The sequence below is a fragment of the Achromobacter denitrificans NBRC 15125 genome (assembly GCF_001571365.1).
Classification (GTDB): Bacteria; Pseudomonadota; Gammaproteobacteria; order Burkholderiales; family Burkholderiaceae_B; genus Achromobacter; species Achromobacter denitrificans.
The window spans coordinates 244,164-260,658 of record NZ_BCTQ01000001.1 but is presented as its reverse complement, the minus strand read 5'-3'; the positions used below and the strand labels follow the sequence as shown (position 1 = coordinate 260,658).

Annotated in this window: 18 protein-coding genes; 10 read left to right on the top strand and 8 right to left on the bottom strand. The window is 66.8% G+C overall.

Annotated elements, in window-relative coordinates:
• The first annotated feature begins 237 nt into the window (after positions 1-237).
• Positions 238-966, top strand: a complete 729-nt coding sequence (locus tag ADE01S_RS01170) for an META and DUF4377 domain-containing protein (RefSeq protein WP_062679624.1) — start codon at positions 238-240, stop codon at positions 964-966.
• Positions 967-971: 5 nt separating this feature from the next.
• On the opposite strand, the gene ADE01S_RS01165 is transcribed toward ADE01S_RS01170, so the two are convergent.
• Positions 972-1,691, bottom strand: a complete 720-nt coding sequence (locus tag ADE01S_RS01165; RefSeq protein WP_062679623.1) for a TehB-like domain-containing protein — start codon at positions 1,689-1,691, stop codon at positions 972-974.
• 84 nt (positions 1,692-1,775) lie between these two features.
• Positions 1,776-2,495, bottom strand: coding sequence for a Crp/Fnr family transcriptional regulator (locus ADE01S_RS01160; protein WP_062679622.1), 720 nt, complete (start codon positions 2,493-2,495; stop codon positions 1,776-1,778).
• Between the two features lie 61 nt (positions 2,496-2,556).
• Here ADE01S_RS01160 and ADE01S_RS01155 point away from each other — a divergent pair, with 61 nt between their 5' ends.
• The 7 genes from ADE01S_RS01155 to ADE01S_RS01125 all read left to right on the top strand — a co-directional run bounded on the left by ADE01S_RS01155 (position 2,557) and on the right by ADE01S_RS01125 (position 8,475).
• Complete coding sequence (locus ADE01S_RS01155) at positions 2,557-3,561, top strand: substrate-binding domain-containing protein (RefSeq protein ID WP_062679621.1); 1,005 nt, start codon at positions 2,557-2,559, stop codon at positions 3,559-3,561.
• Complete coding sequence (locus ADE01S_RS01150) at positions 3,558-4,358, top strand: ABC transporter permease (RefSeq protein WP_062679620.1); 801 nt, start codon at positions 3,558-3,560, stop codon at positions 4,356-4,358. Before ADE01S_RS01155 ends, ADE01S_RS01150 begins: the two co-directional genes overlap by 4 nt.
• Positions 4,351-5,100: an ABC transporter ATP-binding protein gene (locus tag ADE01S_RS01145; protein ID WP_062679619.1), complete on the top strand. Its 750-nt coding sequence runs from the start codon at positions 4,351-4,353 to the stop codon at positions 5,098-5,100. The genes ADE01S_RS01150 and ADE01S_RS01145 overlap by 8 nt, the downstream gene beginning before the upstream one ends.
• Positions 5,097-5,540 carry a CopD family copper resistance protein gene (locus ADE01S_RS01140; protein ID WP_062679618.1) on the top strand — a complete coding sequence of 148 codons (444 nt, stop codon included), beginning with the start codon at positions 5,097-5,099 and terminating at the stop codon, positions 5,538-5,540. The genes ADE01S_RS01145 and ADE01S_RS01140 overlap by 4 nt, the downstream gene beginning before the upstream one ends.
• A gap of 63 nt (positions 5,541-5,603) precedes the next feature.
• Positions 5,604-7,733: a TonB-dependent receptor family protein gene (locus tag ADE01S_RS01135; RefSeq protein WP_062679617.1), complete on the top strand. Its 2,130-nt coding sequence runs from the start codon at positions 5,604-5,606 to the stop codon at positions 7,731-7,733.
• A gap of 93 nt (positions 7,734-7,826) precedes the next feature.
• The gene (locus tag ADE01S_RS01130; protein ID WP_062679616.1) at positions 7,827-8,270 is read left to right on the top strand and encodes a CopD family copper resistance protein; all 444 of its coding nucleotides are present in this window, start codon (positions 7,827-7,829) and stop codon (positions 8,268-8,270) included.
• A 34-nt stretch (positions 8,271-8,304) separates the two neighbouring features.
• On the top strand, positions 8,305-8,475 hold the full coding sequence (locus ADE01S_RS01125; protein WP_082775648.1) for a VOC family protein: 171 nt from the start codon (positions 8,305-8,307) through the stop codon (positions 8,473-8,475).
• Positions 8,476-8,521: 46 nt separating this feature from the next.
• Here the strand turns inward: ADE01S_RS01125 and ADE01S_RS01120 are convergent, their stop codons facing one another.
• Both ADE01S_RS01120 and ADE01S_RS01115 read right to left on the bottom strand, forming a co-directional pair.
• Complete coding sequence (locus ADE01S_RS01120; protein WP_062679615.1) at positions 8,522-10,147, bottom strand: ECF transporter S component; 1,626 nt, start codon at positions 10,145-10,147, stop codon at positions 8,522-8,524.
• A 77-nt stretch (positions 10,148-10,224) separates the two neighbouring features.
• Positions 10,225-11,328 (bottom strand): hypothetical protein, encoded by a 1,104-nt coding sequence (locus tag ADE01S_RS01115; protein WP_062679614.1) that lies wholly within the window; start codon positions 11,326-11,328, stop codon positions 10,225-10,227.
• A gap of 253 nt (positions 11,329-11,581) precedes the next feature.
• Here ADE01S_RS01115 and ADE01S_RS01110 point away from each other — a divergent pair, with 253 nt between their 5' ends.
• Positions 11,582-12,679 carry a helix-turn-helix transcriptional regulator gene (locus ADE01S_RS01110; protein WP_131828726.1) on the top strand — a complete coding sequence of 366 codons (1,098 nt, stop codon included), beginning with the start codon at positions 11,582-11,584 and terminating at the stop codon, positions 12,677-12,679.
• On the opposite strand, the gene ADE01S_RS01105 is transcribed toward ADE01S_RS01110, so the two are convergent.
• On the bottom strand, positions 12,661-13,395 hold the full coding sequence (locus ADE01S_RS01105) for a hypothetical protein (RefSeq protein ID WP_062679612.1): 735 nt from the start codon (positions 13,393-13,395) through the stop codon (positions 12,661-12,663). The two genes, ADE01S_RS01110 and ADE01S_RS01105, sit on opposite strands and share 19 nt — an antisense overlap.
• 217 nt (positions 13,396-13,612) lie before the next feature.
• Here ADE01S_RS01105 and ADE01S_RS01100 point away from each other — a divergent pair, with 217 nt between their 5' ends.
• Positions 13,613-14,041: a VOC family protein gene (locus ADE01S_RS01100; protein ID WP_062679611.1), complete on the top strand. Its 429-nt coding sequence runs from the start codon at positions 13,613-13,615 to the stop codon at positions 14,039-14,041.
• Positions 14,042-14,062: 21 nt separating this feature from the next.
• Here the strand turns inward: ADE01S_RS01100 and ADE01S_RS01095 are convergent, their stop codons facing one another.
• The 3 genes from ADE01S_RS01095 to ADE01S_RS01085 are packed head-to-tail and all read right to left on the bottom strand — an operon-like array spanning position 14,063 to position 16,490.
• Complete coding sequence (locus ADE01S_RS01095; RefSeq protein WP_062679610.1) at positions 14,063-14,770, bottom strand: ABC transporter ATP-binding protein; 708 nt, start codon at positions 14,768-14,770, stop codon at positions 14,063-14,065.
• Entirely contained in the window at positions 14,767-15,486 is a 720-nt protein-coding gene (locus tag ADE01S_RS01090; protein ID WP_062679609.1) for an ABC transporter ATP-binding protein, read from the bottom strand. Before ADE01S_RS01090 ends, ADE01S_RS01095 begins: the two co-directional genes overlap by 4 nt.
• Positions 15,483-16,490, bottom strand: coding sequence for a branched-chain amino acid ABC transporter permease (locus ADE01S_RS01085; protein ID WP_165695617.1), 1,008 nt, complete (start codon positions 16,488-16,490; stop codon positions 15,483-15,485). The genes ADE01S_RS01090 and ADE01S_RS01085 overlap by 4 nt, the downstream gene beginning before the upstream one ends.
• Positions 16,491-16,495 lie beyond the last annotated feature (5 nt).

The following is a 16,495-nucleotide window of genomic DNA, read 5'->3' as shown; positions in this document are numbered from 1 at the left end:
TCTGCGCGAGGCGCGCAGCCGCGTTTCGGCGGCCGCATGCGCTGCAAGGTTTTGAAACGGTCTGGGTGCCTGCGCGGCCGATTCGTCCATACCCCGGACGTAGAATGCCGCTTTTCATCAGTGCCATCCGGCTGAAAGGACCCAATCATGAAAAAAACCATCCTCCTTGCGTCCGTATGCGCCGCCTTGCTCCAAGCTTGCGCCCCGGCTTCCTCTCCTCGCGAAGGATCGTCCTCCATGCCTACTCCCGCCGCCACTACGCCCGCCAGCCAGCTGAGCCTGTCCGCCTACTACTGGCGCCTGGCCTCCGCCACCGATGCCTCGGGCAAGTCCATCGCCGCGCTCCAGGCCGGGATCGAGCACCCCTTGCGCCTGGCCTTCACCGAAGACGCCTTGAACATCCGCGGCGGCTGCAATGCGCAGTTCGGCGGATATACCTACAAGGACGGCGTGCTGCGCGTCGACAACCTTGCCTCCACGATGAAGGCATGCGAACAGAGCCTGATGCAGCTGGATGCCGAGATCGGCCAGCGCATCAAGGGCGAATTGCGCGCCACGCTCGCCGGCGATGCCGCCGAGCCCTCGCTGGAACTGGCGGCCAAGGACGGCAGCATCCTGACGTTCGTCGGCGAGCCGACGCCGGAAACGCTCTACGGCAGCGCCGGCCAGATCATGTTCCTGGAAGTCGCCGCGAAGAAGGCCGAGTGCAGCCATCCCATGATTCCGGGCTATCAATGCCTGATGGTGCGCGAACGCCGCTACAACGATGCCGGCATCCAGCAGCCCGCCAAGGACAAGTGGCATCCGCTGTACCAGTCCATCGAGGGCTATGAGCACCGGGACGGCGTGCGCACCGTGCTGCGCGTGAAGCAATACGACTGGAAGAATCCGCCCGCCGACGCGCCTTCGAAGGTGTACGTGCTGGACATGGTGGTGGAGCAGGACGCCTCGGGCAAGAAGAAGTAAGCGTCTCAGGCGCCGGGCGGGGCGGGCAGGCTGGCGTCCCCGGCCCGGCAGAACGTGATCCGGAAACTGCCCGGCAGTTCGAACGCCACGTGGTGGCGCACGCCCGGTTCGATCACCACTTGCTGCCCGGCCGCCAGCACCACTTCGGTGTGCGGCGGGTCGTCCAGGGTGTAGCGCAGGACGCCGGCGTGCACTTTCAATAGCCCCCAGGTTCCGTCCTTGGTCGTATGCGCGGCGCGCAATCCGGCCGGCAGATTGTCGGGCGTGAACACGGGACTCTCCCGATAGGGGCGCACGCCTTCAGGCAGCGTGTCGGGCAGGCGCGCAAGCGTCTGTCGGTGCTGCCACACATCCCATAGCTTGGCCGCGATCCGTTCGGACATGGCGTCGGCCCGCGCCTGCAGTTCGGGGTGCCCGAGCCCGGCGGTGACGCCGTGGAACAGGGCCAGCCAGCGCTGGAACAGCGGCCAGGACAGATCCGGAATGCGCGCATGCGCGGGGATGGGCGCGCCCTTGAACCGGCGCGTGCCCAGCAGCAGCGACGACCAGAAGTCGCAAAGCATCTCCAGGTGATGGTCCCAGTCCGCGACCCGGGCGTTGAAGATCGGGCCCAGCGTGTCGTCTCGGCGCACTTGCGCGTAGAAGCGGTGCACCAGCCGGCGGATGTCTTCCTCGGCGATCGGCGGGGAGGTCGGGTCGGACGGGGCGGTGGAGGGCTGGGACATGGCGGGGCGGGAAACGGCGTTGCGGGCATTGTCCTGCGCGGCGCGTGAACGCGCCGATGACAAAAGTCATTGGCGCCCCGCGAGTCAGAACGGCCGCCTGGCCGTCGTCGCCAGCCTGGCCAGGTGGGCCGGATCCTGGACCGCCCATTCGCGGCGCTTGCCGTTGATGTAGCCCTGCGTCTGCCACTCGTTGAGCAGGCGGCTCAACGTTTCGGCGCGGATGCCCAGGTGGGCGGCAAGCTGGCGCTGGTTCAGCGGCAGGGTCACCGTGTCGCCCTGGCGCGCGTGCAGGTCCATCAGGTAGTTGGCCAGCCGTTCGGGCGCCGAACTGGACGTCATCCAGTCCACTTTGTTCACCTGGTCGTACAGGCTTTTGCTGAGCGCGGCCAGCAGCCCGAGGGCCAGGTCGGGCCAGCGCCGGCACGCGTCGTGCAACTGGCGCCGGCTCAGCCGCCAGCCCAGCAGCGCGCTGCGGGCGCGCGCCTGCATCGGATAGCGGCCATGGGGCATGAACATGGCCGCCTCGGCCATCAGCTGGCCCGGCTCGAAGACGCGGAACACGCGTTCGTCGCCGTTGTAGCCATAGCGCATGACTTCGGCCTGCCCGCTTTCGATCAACAGGTAGTGGAAAGCCTCGTCGCCCTCGCCGAACAGGACTTGCCCGGCCTCGGCGCGCAGCGGGCTGGCGCCGCGCAGCAGGTCCGCGGCCACTTCCGGGGCCATGCCGGGCGGCAGGTCCCGCAGCAGCGGATGCGCGGCCAGCAGGGCGGCCGGGACCGGCCCGGGCAGATTGATATTTGTCATTCTGGGTCTTTCAGCGTGAATGGGAGAATCTTAAACGATAACAATTCTTATTTGAAATCCAATGAGAGATTCTCCCGCCCGCCGCCGCTATTGCGCCGCCGCCCTGATGGCGGCCCTGCTGCCCGGCCTGCCTGCCGCCCGCGCGGCGGCGCCGCGCCGCCATGACGTGCTGACGCTGGCCGGCCCCGGCGCCGTGGTCAGCTATCCCCTGATGCACATGGTGGCCACCGGCGCCCTGGCGGAGCACGCGGACAGCTTGCGCTTCCGCCTGTGGCAGACCCCCGACCAACTGCGCACGCTGCTGGTCAACGGGGAACTGGACTTCAGCGCCGCGCCGTGCACGCTGCCGGCCCTGCTGCACAACCGCGGCATGCCGGTGCGCCTGCTGAACATTTCGGTGTGGGGCATCCTGTGGCTGGTCAGCCGCGATCCGGCCGTGCGCACCTTCGAGGACCTGGCCGGCCGCGAACTGGTGGTGCCGTTCCAGCGCGACCTGCCGGCGGTGCTGCTGGATACCTTGCTGGAAGCGCAGGCCGCGCGAGGCCTGGGGCCGGTGAGGCTGCGCCGCACCCGCGACGGCCAGGACGCCATCGCGTTGATGCTCAATGGCCAGGCCGCGCAGGCGCTGCTGGTCGAGCCCATGGCGTCGCTGCTGCTGTGGCGCGCCGGACAGACCGCGGGCGCGCCCGCGCTTCATCGCGGCCAGAGCCTGGAGCAGGCCTGGCGCGGCGCCTTTCCCGCGCAGCCCTCGTTGCCGCAGGCCGGCGTCATGGCTGCCGCCCGCGTGGCGGACGACGCCGCGCTCTGCAGCGCCGTGAACCAGGCGTACGCCGCGTCCGCGCGCTGGTGCGTCGAGCATCCCGCCGAGTGCGCGGCGCTGGTGCGCGAGCACCTGCCGCATCTGCCCCAGCCCGCCATCGAGACCGCGATCCGCGGCACCCGGCTGGAGAGCCGCAGCGCGCAGCAAGCGCGTCCTGAACTGGAGGCCTTGTATCGCCTGTTGGCCGACCGCTATCCGCAGGCCATCGGCGGCAGCCTGCCGCCCGCCGGGTTCTACGCGTCATGAGCGGATCGGACCAGGGGCGGGGCCCCGTTCTCGCCGCGCCGACGCGCACTTCGCGCGCCTGGAGCGCCGCCGGCGTGCTGCTGATTCTGTTGGCCTGGCATGTGGCCGCGCGCCAGCTCGGCCCGCTATTGATGGCCACGCCCTGGGAGGCGCTGCGCGCCATCGGCCCGTTGGTGCGCAGCCCCGAGTTCTTCGCCAACGCGGGCGTCAGCCTGATGCGCATCGGCGTGGGCGTGCTGGCGGGCGCGTCCATCGGTTTCGCGCTGGGCGTGCTGGCCGGGCACAGCGCGCGCCTGCGCGGGCTGGTCGAGCCCTTGCGCTGGCTGCTGATGGCCATGCCGCCGGTCGTGGTCGTGGTGCTGGCCATGCTGTGGTTCGGCCTGGGCTCGCCCATGGTGATTTTCATCACCACGCTGATGATGGCGCCCGGCATGTACGTCAACACCGTCAAAGGCATGCTGCACGTGGACCGCAAGCTGATCGAGATGACCCACGTATACCGCTACGGCCCGTGGCTGCGTCTGCGCCACCTGTATCTGCCGGCGCTCAGCGCGCCGCTCCTGGCGGCCCTGCTGATCGCCGCTTGCGGCGGCGTGCGGCTGGTGGTGATGGCCGAAGTGCTGGGCGCGGAGAACGGCGTGGGCTATGCCCTGGCCAATGCCCGCAGCACGTTCGATACCGCTGAATTGTTCGCCTGGGTGCTGCTGATCCTGGGCCTGGTGGCCTTGCTGGAGTTCGCTTTCCTGCAGCCGCTGCAGCGCCGGCTGGGCCGATGGATGGAGCCCAGCCATGCTTGAAATGCAATCCCTGTCCCTGCGCTATGGCGCGAGCACGGTGCTGCAAGACGTAGACCTGCGCCTGCGGCCGGGAGAGCGCCTGGGCCTGATCGGCCCAAGCGGCGCCGGCAAGAGCAGCCTGCTGCGCCTGGCCGCAGGACTGGCGCGCCCCAGCGGCGGCACGCTGCGCAACGGCTTCCGGCTGCCGGTGCTGATGTTCCAGGAGCCCCGCCTGCTGCCCTGGCGTCATGCGCTGGACAACGTCGTCCTGCCCTTGCGGGGCGCCGGGCATCCGCCCGCCGAGGCGCGAACCCTGGCAGCCCGCTGGCTGGCCCGCGTCGGCCTGGACGGCGCCATGCAGTCCTGGCCCGGCGAACTGTCGGGCGGCATGGCGCAGCGCGTCGCCTTGGCCCGCGCGCTGGCCATGGCCCCCGACCTGCTGATGCTGGACGAGCCCTTCAGCGCGCTCGATCCGGCCTTGCGCCGCCAGCTCGCCGCGTGCTGCGGCGAGGAACTGGCCCGCAGCGGCGCGGCCTTGCTGTGCATCAGCCACGACCCCGAGGAACTGCTGGGGCTGGTCGACCGCTGCGTCATGGTCGACCGGGGGCGCGTCACGCCGATCGCGCTGGACGGCCCGCCGGACGGCCCGCCGGACGGCGGCCGGGGCGGCGCGGAACACCTGCGCGAGCTGCTCCTGGCGGCCGGCGGTCCGGCCCGAGGCGCGTCCCGATTCCTGTTTCCCGATACCGGAGCATCGTCATGAACACGTATCCGTTCTTGCTCATCCTGCATCTGTTCGCCGCTTTCGTCTTCGTCGGCACCGTCACGTTCGAGGTGCTGTTCCTGGAGCCCGTGCAGAAGCGCCTGCCCGTCGAGGTGCGCAAGGCCCTGGGCGGCCAGCTCGGGCCGCGCGTGCGCGCCGTCGTGCCGTGGGCGGTGCTGGTGCTGTACCTGGCCGGCCTGGGCATGGCCTGGCAGTACCGCGCCGCGCTTGCCAGTCCCGCAGGTTCGCCGCTGGGCCTGCTGCTGTCGATCAAGATCGCGCTGGCCGCGAGCGTGCTGGCGCACGTCGTCACCGCTATGACGCTGGCGCGCCGCCAGCGCCTGCACGCCGCGCTGCGCAGGCGGGTGCACATCAGCGTGTTCTGTCACATGGTCGGCATCGTGTTGCTGGCCAAGACCATGTTCCATCTGTCCTGGTAGACAGGCCGGCGCGCCGCCGGCTCTTCGTCCAGCCCATTTCTCGTTTTCCGTGGAAGCACTCCCATGACGTCCCCCGTCCTGCGCCAACTGGCGTCCAGCCTCGCCTTCGGCGCCCTCGGCCTGTCCTCGGCCCATGCCCAGCCCACCGTGCAGGCGCCGGCCTCGCAGGTCGTGCCTTCGCTGGCTCCCGTGGTGGTGTCCGGCGAGTCCCTGACGCGCGCCCTGGATCCCGGCCCCCGCCAGGCCCAGACAGAACTGCAGGCCGTGCCCGGCGGCACCAACCTGATCCAGCCCCAGCAGGAGGTGCGCCTGATCACGCTGCGCGACGCGCTGGACTATCAGCCCGGCATCATCGTGCAGGAGTTCTTCGGCGGCCTGGACCAGCCGCGGCTGAACATCCGGGGTTCCGGCATCCAGAGCAACCCCTTGAGCCGCGGCATCCTGCTCATGCAGGACGGCCTCCCGCTCAATGACGCGGACGGCTCCTTCATCATCAGCCTGCTCGAACCGCGCAACGCCGGCCTGGTCACGGTGCGGCGCGGCGCCAACGCGCTGTCGCCCGGCGCCAGCACGCTGGGCGGCGAGGTCGACTTCCAATCCCTCACGGGTGTCCAGAGCGACGTCATCCGCCTGGGCGGCGGCAGTTTCGGAACGCGCAACCTGACGCTCTCCAAAGGGTTCGAGGACGATCGCCTGGATGGCCGCTTCAGCTTCGGCTATGACAAGTCCGATGGCTACCGCCACCATTCTTCGTCCGAGCGTTCCAGCTTCCAGGGCAACCTGGGCTTTCGCCGCGGCACGTTCGAGAACCGCACCTATCTGTCCTACACCGATCTCAAGTTCGATATTCCCCAGCCCATCCCCAAGGCCCGCATGTACGAGGACCCGCGCAGCGTGCTGGGCGACGGGACCACGCCGCAGGACCTGGCCAACAACGTCTACAAGCGCGATCCCCACCGCGACACCAGCCAGTTCCGCATCGCGAACCGCAGCTACTGGGGCACGGATGCCTTGAACCAGACGGCCGGCATCTACTGGCAGCGCACCAACGACGACTTCACCAATCCGCAGGTCGCCAACGTCACCGACGCCGACACCTACGGCCTCGCGTGGCAGCTGGCCGGCAAGGCGGGCAGCGTGGACTACCGCGTGGCCCTGGACTGGCAGCGCAGCGACATGGACCGCGATCTCTACGCCATCCGTCCCGCCGACGGCAGCCGGCTGCAGCGCTTCGGCGTCTACGACCTCAAGGCGGAGAACCGCAGCGCCCTGGTGGGCGTGGACTGGCACGTCACCGAGCAGCTCAGCCTGGTCGGCGACCTGAAATACACCCAGGCTGTGCGCGACGCCCGCGAGCGCAATGCCGGCAAGACCCTGGACCAGGACTGGAACTACGCCACGCCGCGCGGAGGCATCATCTGGCAACCCGCGGCGACGCAGCGCTGGTACGCCAACGTCAGCCGCAGCAACGAGGCGCCCACCTTCTGGGAAATCGTCAATGGCGAAGTGCCCGCGCCCATGAACCCCGCCAGCGCCGTCACCTCCATGAGCAAGCTCGACCTGCAGCGCGCGCTCACCTACGAGATCGGCGGAGACGGCAGCTTCAACGTCGCGGGGCGCGACCTGAACTGGACCTTGTCGCTCTACCGCAGCAACGTCGAAGACGAGCTCATGTCCGTCACCAACGCCAACGGCACCCCGGCCGGCACGTACAACTACGCCGGCCGCACGCGCCACCAGGGTATCGAAGCCGGCGTCAGCGGCAGCCTGCCCGCGCCCGGCGCCGGTCTGTTCGACTACCGCGTCGCCTACACCTTCAGCGACTTCCGCTTCCGCAGCGGCGAATACCAGGGCAACCGCATCGCGGGCGTGCCGCGCCATCTGCTCAGCGCCGAAGTGATGTACCGCCTGGGCGGCTGGCGCTTCGGCCCGAACCTGCGCTGGCTGATGAGCGACACGGAGACCAACCATGCGAACGCGCCGGGCACCCAGCAGAACGCCTACGCGCTGCTGGGCTTCAAGGTGGCCTACGAGCATGATGCGCACTGGAGCGGATACCTGCAGGCCGACAACCTCACCGACAAAACCTACGCCAGCAGCTATGCCATCCGCAACACGGCCACGCCCGCCATGCCGATCTTCCTGCCCGGCAACGGGCGCTCCTTCAGCGCGGGGGTCGCCTACCGGTTCTAGGCGACGGGACGCCCGGGCCGGCTTGACGAATCTCATCCCGGAGGCGCGCGCCGGGATGAGACAATCACGGGCAATAGAGGGAGTCTTCCTGCCATGAATACCTATCCCTTGCTGCTCATCCTGCACCTGCTGGCCGCCTTCGTCTTCGTCGGCACCGTGACCTTCGAGGTGCTGTTCCTGGAGCCCGTGCACCGGCGCCTGCCTCCCGACGTGCGCAAGGCGCTGGGCACGCAGCTCGGCCCGCGCGTGCGCTCCGTGGTCCCCTGGGCCGTGCTGGTGCTCTACCTGGCCGGCCTGGGCCTGGCCTGGCAGTACCGCGGCGCGCTAGCCAGTCCGGGCAGCTCGTCCTTCGGCATCCTCCTGACCCTCAAGATCGCCCTGGCCGTGAGCGTGCTGGCGCACGTCGTCACCGCCCTGGCGATGGCGAAGCGCAAGCGCCTGACCGGCGAGTTGCAGCGGCGGCTGCACATCAGCGTGTTCTGCCACATGGTGGCCATCGTGGTGCTGGCGAAGGCGATGTTCCATCTGGCGTGGTAGGGGGGCGGCGCCGGACTCGGTCCAGCCGCTGGGCATGGAACTGGGCCTGGTCACCGACGATGTGGAGGCCGCGCATGCCCGGGCGATACAAGCCGGCGCGGTCGAGCTTGCCGGCCCGGACAGAAAGCCATGGGGGCAGGTCGTGTCCTATGTCCGGAGCCCGGATGGCGCCTTGATCGAGCTTTGCACGCCGGTCGGCGCTTGACGAGCCTTCGGAAAAAGGCCGCCCTCGTTGCGGATGAACGCGGGAGTCATTTGGCGAGGGAAACGAGCCAACGCCGAGTGCCACCGGGGACCTTGGCGTCGAACGGCAGCTTTATTTTTCGGCTTGTGACCTCGCGTTGGAGCACGGTGGCGCGCGCCTTCTCGGTTCGGGCCGCGCCGAGACGCTTGTCGAAGTTCTCCAGCGCCTCGACGTCGATATTCAGTTCGAGCCGTGCAATTTCCGCCAGGGTTTCATCCAGCCGAGCATTGAGCGTCTGGAATTGGCGCAACGTCCGCGCGTGTCGGTTCTGCTCCAGGCAGTCCCAAATTCGCCGCATCATCTTGCTGTGCGACAGCACGAAATGCATGCCCATCGTGACGACGCCTGTCACGAGCGCGCCGGCAAACGCAGCCAGCTCCTGCCCAAAAGGAAACGCCAGAACGGGCGCCAGCTGCGCATAGACCAGGCTGCCCACTACCGTCGCCACGCCAACCGACAGCACGCCCAGCACGGCTTTGGCCAGGTCCGTGCCGGAGAGCTTCTCGGGATTGAATATCCACAGTTTCAACGCCGCGACCAATTGGCTCCACATTTCGCGGATGATCTTGATCGCGTTCTTGGCGGTAGTGGCGAAGATATTCAGCACGGTAGTTGTCACGCTACCCAGGACGCCGGCCAGGGCGCCGTCCTTGAAGGTCGTGAGAAAGCCGCGAAAGCGGGACTGCACGCGCTTCCATGCGTCGCTCAGGGTGGTCCGTACTTCTTTCACGAACGTGCTCAGCGAGAAGTCTCGCCGCATCTTTCCGGCGATTTTTGGCAAAGCCTGACGCAGTTCGAACCAGACTTCGGCGAGAACCAGTCCGACCATCTGGCGCGTTCCCATGCGCAAGCCGGCGCTGCCGGAGGCTTGCAGGGTAGCGCCCAGGAATTTGCTGCCTGTGTAGTATTCGCGGTTGACGCGGCCGTTATAGTGCTTGCGGGCTTCACGGTCTTTCTTGCGCATGGCCTTCGGGTCAACCGATAGCCATTGTTCGACTTTTTCCTCGGTCTTGCGGATCTTGTCCTGCAGCCGTCGCGCGACCTCGCGTTCGCGGGGCGTCCCGCGAGGCAGGGCGTCCAGCGTCTTGCGTTCTTTCGCGAGGGCGTTTTGTTCGCGTTTGATTCGTTCCGGCAGGCTGGTGAGGAACTCTTCGATCGATGCGGCCTGCTTGGATCGATTGATGCTGCGATGGGTTGATACCAGGTTGGTGTCATCGTTGGCCAGCTTGACGCCGGGCACTCCCGCCAGAACACGGCCCGCATCGTCATGAATGGCCTTGGCGGCTTGCACGTGGTCGAGGTCGCGAACTCCCTTTTTCGAGGCCATCGTGAGATGGGTATAGCCATCCTTCAGGCGGCCGGCTGCCTGCCGGCGCGCGTCGGCTCGCCCTCTCTCGATGAAGCGCGGGTCCTTGTGATAGTCCTGCGACGAGTAGGCGCCGCGCTGTTCATAGTTGACTCGTTCGGCCTCGCTTGCGTAGACGCCCTTGCGGACGTTGCGAACGGTATCGACCTGTCCCCCCTCCTTGTCCTTGAAAAGCAGAAAGTCCAGGCCGAAGCTCGTGGCCAGGCTATGGACGACTGTTCTTTCCAATTCTTCGGCCCACGAATAGGGGGCGCCAAGTGCTTGCATGGTACGTCTGCCTGTTTGCGTATGGACTGCCGGGCAGCAGGAGGGAGGCGCGCGTCCTCCCGCGGATTCAGTGCCGGTCAGTCGAATTCGGCGCTTTGAGCCGTGGCGGTGGACAAGGCCTTATCGATTCTCTTGCCGTTGAGCAGCATCATGCCGTTCTCGTCCTGGAGCATTTCCGGGCGGCCGTCGGCATCGAGCGATATCTTTCTGTTGACTTTCTTGGGTTGGTACAGCGGCGTGGTGATAATGCTGGTCAGAATCGCGGCCAATGAATAGCCGTTGTGCACAATCACTTCTATCGAGGGGCCGAGTTTTCGGAATTCCGCTTCGACATTGGCTTTACGGCCCTTGCGGTTTTTGAGCTTTTCGATGAGTTGATCGACCTCCGCGAGGTCATCGTGATAGCGCTGGAACTGGCGATATATGCTGGAAAGACTGCGCTTGATTCGATTCGCGTACCCTTCGGTATCCTTGAGGAATTCTTGCGCGATTCCCAGCTTCTCGATAGCGTTTTTGGCTTCCCTGGATGCTTTCCGCGCATTTTTCAACGCGGCTTCGCCATGGCTGTCATAGGCCCAGCCAGCGATAGCCAGGATCGGCGCTGCCACGGCGGTTCCCAGGACGGCGGTGCCGCCGGCCATGCCCAGGCCCCCAGCCGCCAATGATCCGCCCCCCAGCGCGGCCAGGGTCGCGTTGGTGGCGGCGACGCCGGCCAGCGAAGAGATGGCGGTGCCGGTCGAGGCGGCGCCCAGGGCCATGACCCCGCCATACACGGCAAAGCCCGCGGCCGCTCCCGCGGCGCCCGCACCTGCAACGCTGCCCAGCACGCTCACGGCCGAAAAACTATAGTTTTCGATCTTTTTAAGTTCGCGTTCGGGGAAATCGATTTCCAGCTTTTTTCGGGAGCTGGCGTTGACCTGCGCGATCAAGTCATCGGCCAGGTTTTTGAATTTTTCAAAACTCTTGCCGATTTTCAGTTCCAGTTTTCCCAAGGCGACAAGTGCTTTTGCCGACTTGTTCTCCTGCTCATCGAAAATTTTCCGCTGCTCGTTATAGGCTGTCTTGGCCTGGTCGACGATATCGTCGGCTTCGGAGTGTTTCCGATAGCCGGTATAGCCTTTCTTGGCGCCGAAGCCAGCCGCGGCCAATGCCGCGGCGCCGATGATTAGTGGAAGGGGCATCGCGTGTTATCTATCGTGAAAGAGAGAGGCGGTCGATGGGCGACATGGATGAAAAATGTGGCCTTCGTCGATAAGCCTGCGCGTAATGGAAAGCAGCGTTGATGACGCCAACATTTTCAGATCCGTCGGACGCCAAACTTCGCGTGACAAAATACAACTATTTATAATAAAAAACAACTTCGATTAACCCCGTGCTTTGCGCGCATGATTTTGGCGGCGGTATCTATAGCGGCGGGACAAGGCAGGATCTGGTTTGGCAAATGCTTCTTTCAAGACGTCGAGCGCCACTGCGGGCGAATTAGGCCCTTTGCACTGGGACATTCTCGAATGCCTGCGGCGCGACGGTGATTGGGTGCCGTCGCGCATTCTTTATGGGTGGCTGCGGCCGAAGTATGGTCGGTCCGCGGCGTCGGCCAAGACCATGCAGCGCGGCATGCAGCGGCTTTTCGAGGCAGGCCACATCGATGGCCGCGGCCAGGGCAGTGCTCGCTGCTGGCGACTCAACCCGGATAGCGCGCCCGCGCGAGTCGAGGTGAAAAGCGTGGAACTCGCGGTAGCCCTGCTGCAGCTTGAGCAATTCGCCGCCAATCAGTTGCCTCCCGACTCGCTGAAAATCATGCGCGAGTATTGCAGCCGCAGCCGCGAACTGCTCAATAGCCACCCCTCTTTCCCTCGCTATGTGGAAGGCAGGGCCTGGCTCGGCAAGGCAGCCATTATCGATTCGGGTTATCCGCTGGTGCCGCCCGAGCACGATGAAACCCTGATGCAGACGCTCGCCGATGCGCTCTATCGAGGCCAGAAGCTGGCGTTGCGCTACCAGAACGGCGCTTTGTCGACCGGCGAGCCGGCCCATTATCAAGTATCTCCGTTGGCGCTGGTCGAGCGCGGCAGCGTGCTGTATCTGGTTTCCGGTCGTCTGTCGCGGCGCAGCGGGCGGTTCACGCGTTATTTGCACCGAATAGACCGGATCGTCGACGCGGCCGTCACGTCCGATCCCGCCGATATCGACCCGAGTTTTGACCTTGAGCGGTTCTTGCGCCATGAGCACACCCTGCTGTTCTTTCCCGAGGCGCCGCAACGAATCACATTGAAAGTGCGCGAACGCGAATTTCAGAGCCGCTTGCGGCATTACCGGCTTTCCACCGACCAGGTCATCAAGGAAACCGCCGGAGGTTTCGAGCTGACCGCTACCGTGCGCCCGTCGCTGACGCTCAGGCAGTTCCTGCTCGGCCTCGCGCCCGACGTCATACTCGTCAAGCCGGCGAAGCTGCGACGGGATCTGCAAAAAATCCTGGGGTCCGCCGCGTCGGCATACTCCCGCGGCGCGTTCTCTCAAGATCCTGAGGGTTGATTCGCGCCGGGCCAGGCGAACCCCACGAGCGTGTCGACACGGACGGCGCCATCGAGGGTCATGGGCGCGGCGGCCTGTAGCGTGATGTCCTGCAGGCCCGCCTGTACCAAGGTGCGGCCATAGGTCCGGGCCGGTACGCCGGCGGCGACCAGGGCCGTCGGATGCATCAGGGACGCCGCGCAAATCTCGCGCAGCATGGCGGGGAACTCCTCCGCCTCGGTGCCGGAGGCGGTGATAGCCAGAAGATCGGCGCGTGCCAGGGTTCGCACCGCGCGCCAGCCCTGCATGGCGCGGTATCCATCCTGTGCATTCCACTCCAGCGCGGCCAGTGCCCGGGCCACCGTCAGAAGTTTGCTTTCCCAGCTCTCGGCGTGGGTGGTGATCCACACCCCGTCACGCAGGGCGGGAAGTTCGCTGACACGTCCTCGGCAGAGGGCCAGGGCGGGTTCTCCGGCCCGACGCGCGCGCTCCATGGATTGGAAGGGGCCGAGGGCATTCCAGAAGGCATGGCCCTTGCCGCCCGTCAGCGCCGCGATGTCCACCAGCAGCAGCGTCAACGCGCCCGAGGCGGCGACCTCTCCGGCATGCCAATGAATGTGCGGGAGCGATTGATTGAGCCGACCCGTCAGGGCCAGTACGTCATCGGTGGACATGCCCCAGCCTTCCAGGTGAATGACGGCTTTGTCGAAGGTAGCGAGCGATTGGGCGAGGGGCACAGGGAACTCCGTTCAAGTAGGGGAGTTCCCACTGTGGAGGTGCCTCTGGACAATTCCTGTCCAGAAATCGCGGCGCGGCATGCCGAGCGATTCCTGGCGAAAGCCGCGCCGCCCGGCAGGAGCTGGGTCTATTTCGCCTGGGGTTGCGCTTTGTTGCGGTCCGGCCCGGCGGGCGGACGGTATAGTCGAAAGCTCCCCCTTCCGACAGGAGCGTCTCATGGAAACCCATGAAATCCATCGTGGCCGGCTGATCGACCACATTCAGCTGGTGGTGCGGGACCTGGCCGCCAGCCAGCGGTTCTACCAGGCGGTGTTCGATGCCTTGAAGGTGCCGATGGGCGGCACGGGCGAGGACTATTTCTGGGCCGATGAGCTGTTCGTGTCCACGGCGGACAGCAAGGCCGCGCTGGGCCAGTTGACCGGCAGGCACCATCTGGCGTTCCAGGCGCAGGACCAGGCAATGGTGGACGCGTTCTACCGGGCGGCGATGGCTCACGGCGGCAAGGACAACGGCGCGCCGGGCTTTCGCGACTATCACCCGGGCTATTACGGCGCCTTCGTGCTGGATCCGGACGGCAACAATATCGAAGCCGTGTTCCACGGCGAGGCGCGGCGCAGCGCGCCGTCGGTCAAGGTGACTTTCTGACGGGGCGCCGCGCCGGCCTGGCTACACCCCCAGGTAGGCGCGGCGCAGGCCTTCGTCGGCCAGCAGGTCCGCGCCTCGGCCCGACATCACGATTTCGCCGTGTTCCAGCACGTAGCCGCGTCCAGCCATGCTGAGCGAGCGGTGCACGTCCTGCTCGACGAGCAGGATGGTGATGCCGCGCGCGTTGATCAGCGGAAGCTTGTCGAAGATGTCCTTGACCATGATGGGAGCCAGCCCGATCGAGGGTTCGTCCAGGAGCAGCAGCTTGGGCGAAGTCATGAGGGCGCGGCCGATGGCCAGCATCTGCTGTTCGCCGCCGCTGAACGAGCGGGCGAGCTGGCGGCGCCGTTCGCGCAGGCGCGGAAACAGCTGGTAGACCCAGTCCAGGTTTTCGCGGCTGCGGCGCTTGTCGCGCAGCACGTCGGCGCCCACCAGCAGGTTGTCTTCGACGTCCATGTGGCCGAACAGCCGGCGGCCCTCCATGACCTGCGCCATGCCCAGCCGGGCCACCTGGTGGGCCGGCAGGCCGCTGATGCGTTCGCCCAGGAAACGGACTTCGCCCGACAGCGCTGGCAGCGAGCCCATGACCGTGCGGATGAGCGTGCTTTTCCCGGCGCCGTTGGCGCCGACCAGGCTGACGATCTCGCCTTCGCCGACGTGCATGTCCACGCCGCGCAGCACCTGCACGTCGCCGTAGCCCGCGTCGAGTTGCCGTATTTCCAGCATCATGCCGCGGCCTCCCCAAGATAGGCCCGCACCACCAGCGGATCGTTGGCGACCTGCTGGGGCAGGCCGTCGGCGATCTTGCGTCCTTGCTGGATGACGACGATGCGGTCGGATAACTGCATGATGGCCTTCATATTGTGTTCGATCACCAGGACGCTGATGCCGTCGCCGCGCAGCGACAGGATCAGCGCCACCATCTCTTCGGTTTCGACCGGCGTGAGCCCGGCCATCACCTCGTCGAGCAGCAGCAGGCGCGGCTGGGTCGCCAGGGCCTTGGCGACTTCCAGGCGCTTGCGGCCGGACAGGGTCAGGGTGCGCGCCACCTGGTGCTCGCGCCCTGCCAGCCCGACGCGGGACAGCACGGCCTGCGCGGCCTCGGCGGCCTCTGCCGGAGCGCGATGCCGCAGGAAGGCGCCGATCATGGCGTTCTCCAGCACGGTCATGTCGCCGAAGGGCTTCACGATCTGGAAGGTGCGCGCCAGGCCGGCGGCGCAGATGCGCGCGGGGTCCTTGCCATTGATGCGGTCGCCGTTGAAGCGGATGTCTCCGCTGCTGGGCGGCACGAAACCGGATGCCATGGAGAACAGGGTGGTCTTGCCGGCGCCGTTCGGGCCGATCAGGCCGACGATTTCATCGGCCCCCACGGTGAAGCTGACCCGGTCGGAGGCTTGCACTCCGCCGAAGTTGCGGCTGACGTCCAGGAATTCGAGCAGGCTCATCGCGTTCCCCCCGCGGCTTGTCCGAGGGGTTTGGTCGCGCCGCCGCCGTGGCGGATCGGCGCGCCGGCCCGCCGGGTGAGCAATGCCATCAGACCGCGCGGCTCCCAGCGGATGATGATCATCAGCAGCAGGCCGTACAGCATCATGTCGGCCCCGACCATGCCTCCGGTCAGCGAGCGCGCCAGCTCTTCGCCGGGCAGCAGCAGCACGGCGCCCAGCACCGGCCCCCACAGCGTGCCGCGGCCGCCGATGATGCAGACCACGGCGATGATGACCCCGAGGTTGGCGCCGAACACCTTGTCCGGGCTGATGTACAGCACGAACTGGGCATAGAAGGTGCCGCCCAGCGCCGTCATGGCGGCGCTCAGCGCGGCCGCCGACAGCTTGTAGCGTCGCACCGGCACCCCCAGCGCCATTGCCGCCTCCTGGTCGTTGCGCACCGCCGTCAGGCAGTAGCCGAAGCGGCTGCGCAGCACGTGGCGGTTGACCAGCAGGGCGGCGACGGTAAAGACCAGGGCCACGATGTAGTAGAAGGCCTTGCCCGTATGCTGGAAGTACAGCGGGGCGTCGCGCAGCAGGGTCACTTCCATGCCGCGCGGCCCGCCCAGCAGCGTATCGGCGTTCTCCACGAGGGTCTTGAGCACCATGCACGAGGCGATCGAGGCCAGCGCGAAGTAGGCGCCGCGCAGTTGCAGGCAGGAGATGCCGACGAGCAGCGCCGCGGCGATCGCCACTGCCGCGCCGGCCCACATGCCCAGCCACGGGCTGATGCCCAGGTTCACGAACAGCCAGGTCGAGGTATAGGCGCCCAGGCCGAAGTAGGCCGCATGGCCCAGCGAAAGCTGACCGGCGATGCCGCCCAGGATGTTCCAGGACAACGCCAGGTACGCGTACAACAGGGTCATCGCGCCGACCGACAGGATGTACTGGCTGCCGCTCGCCAGCGGCAGCAGCGCCAGCACGCCGAAAATGACGGCGCCGGCCGACGCAGGCAATTTGTTCATGGCCA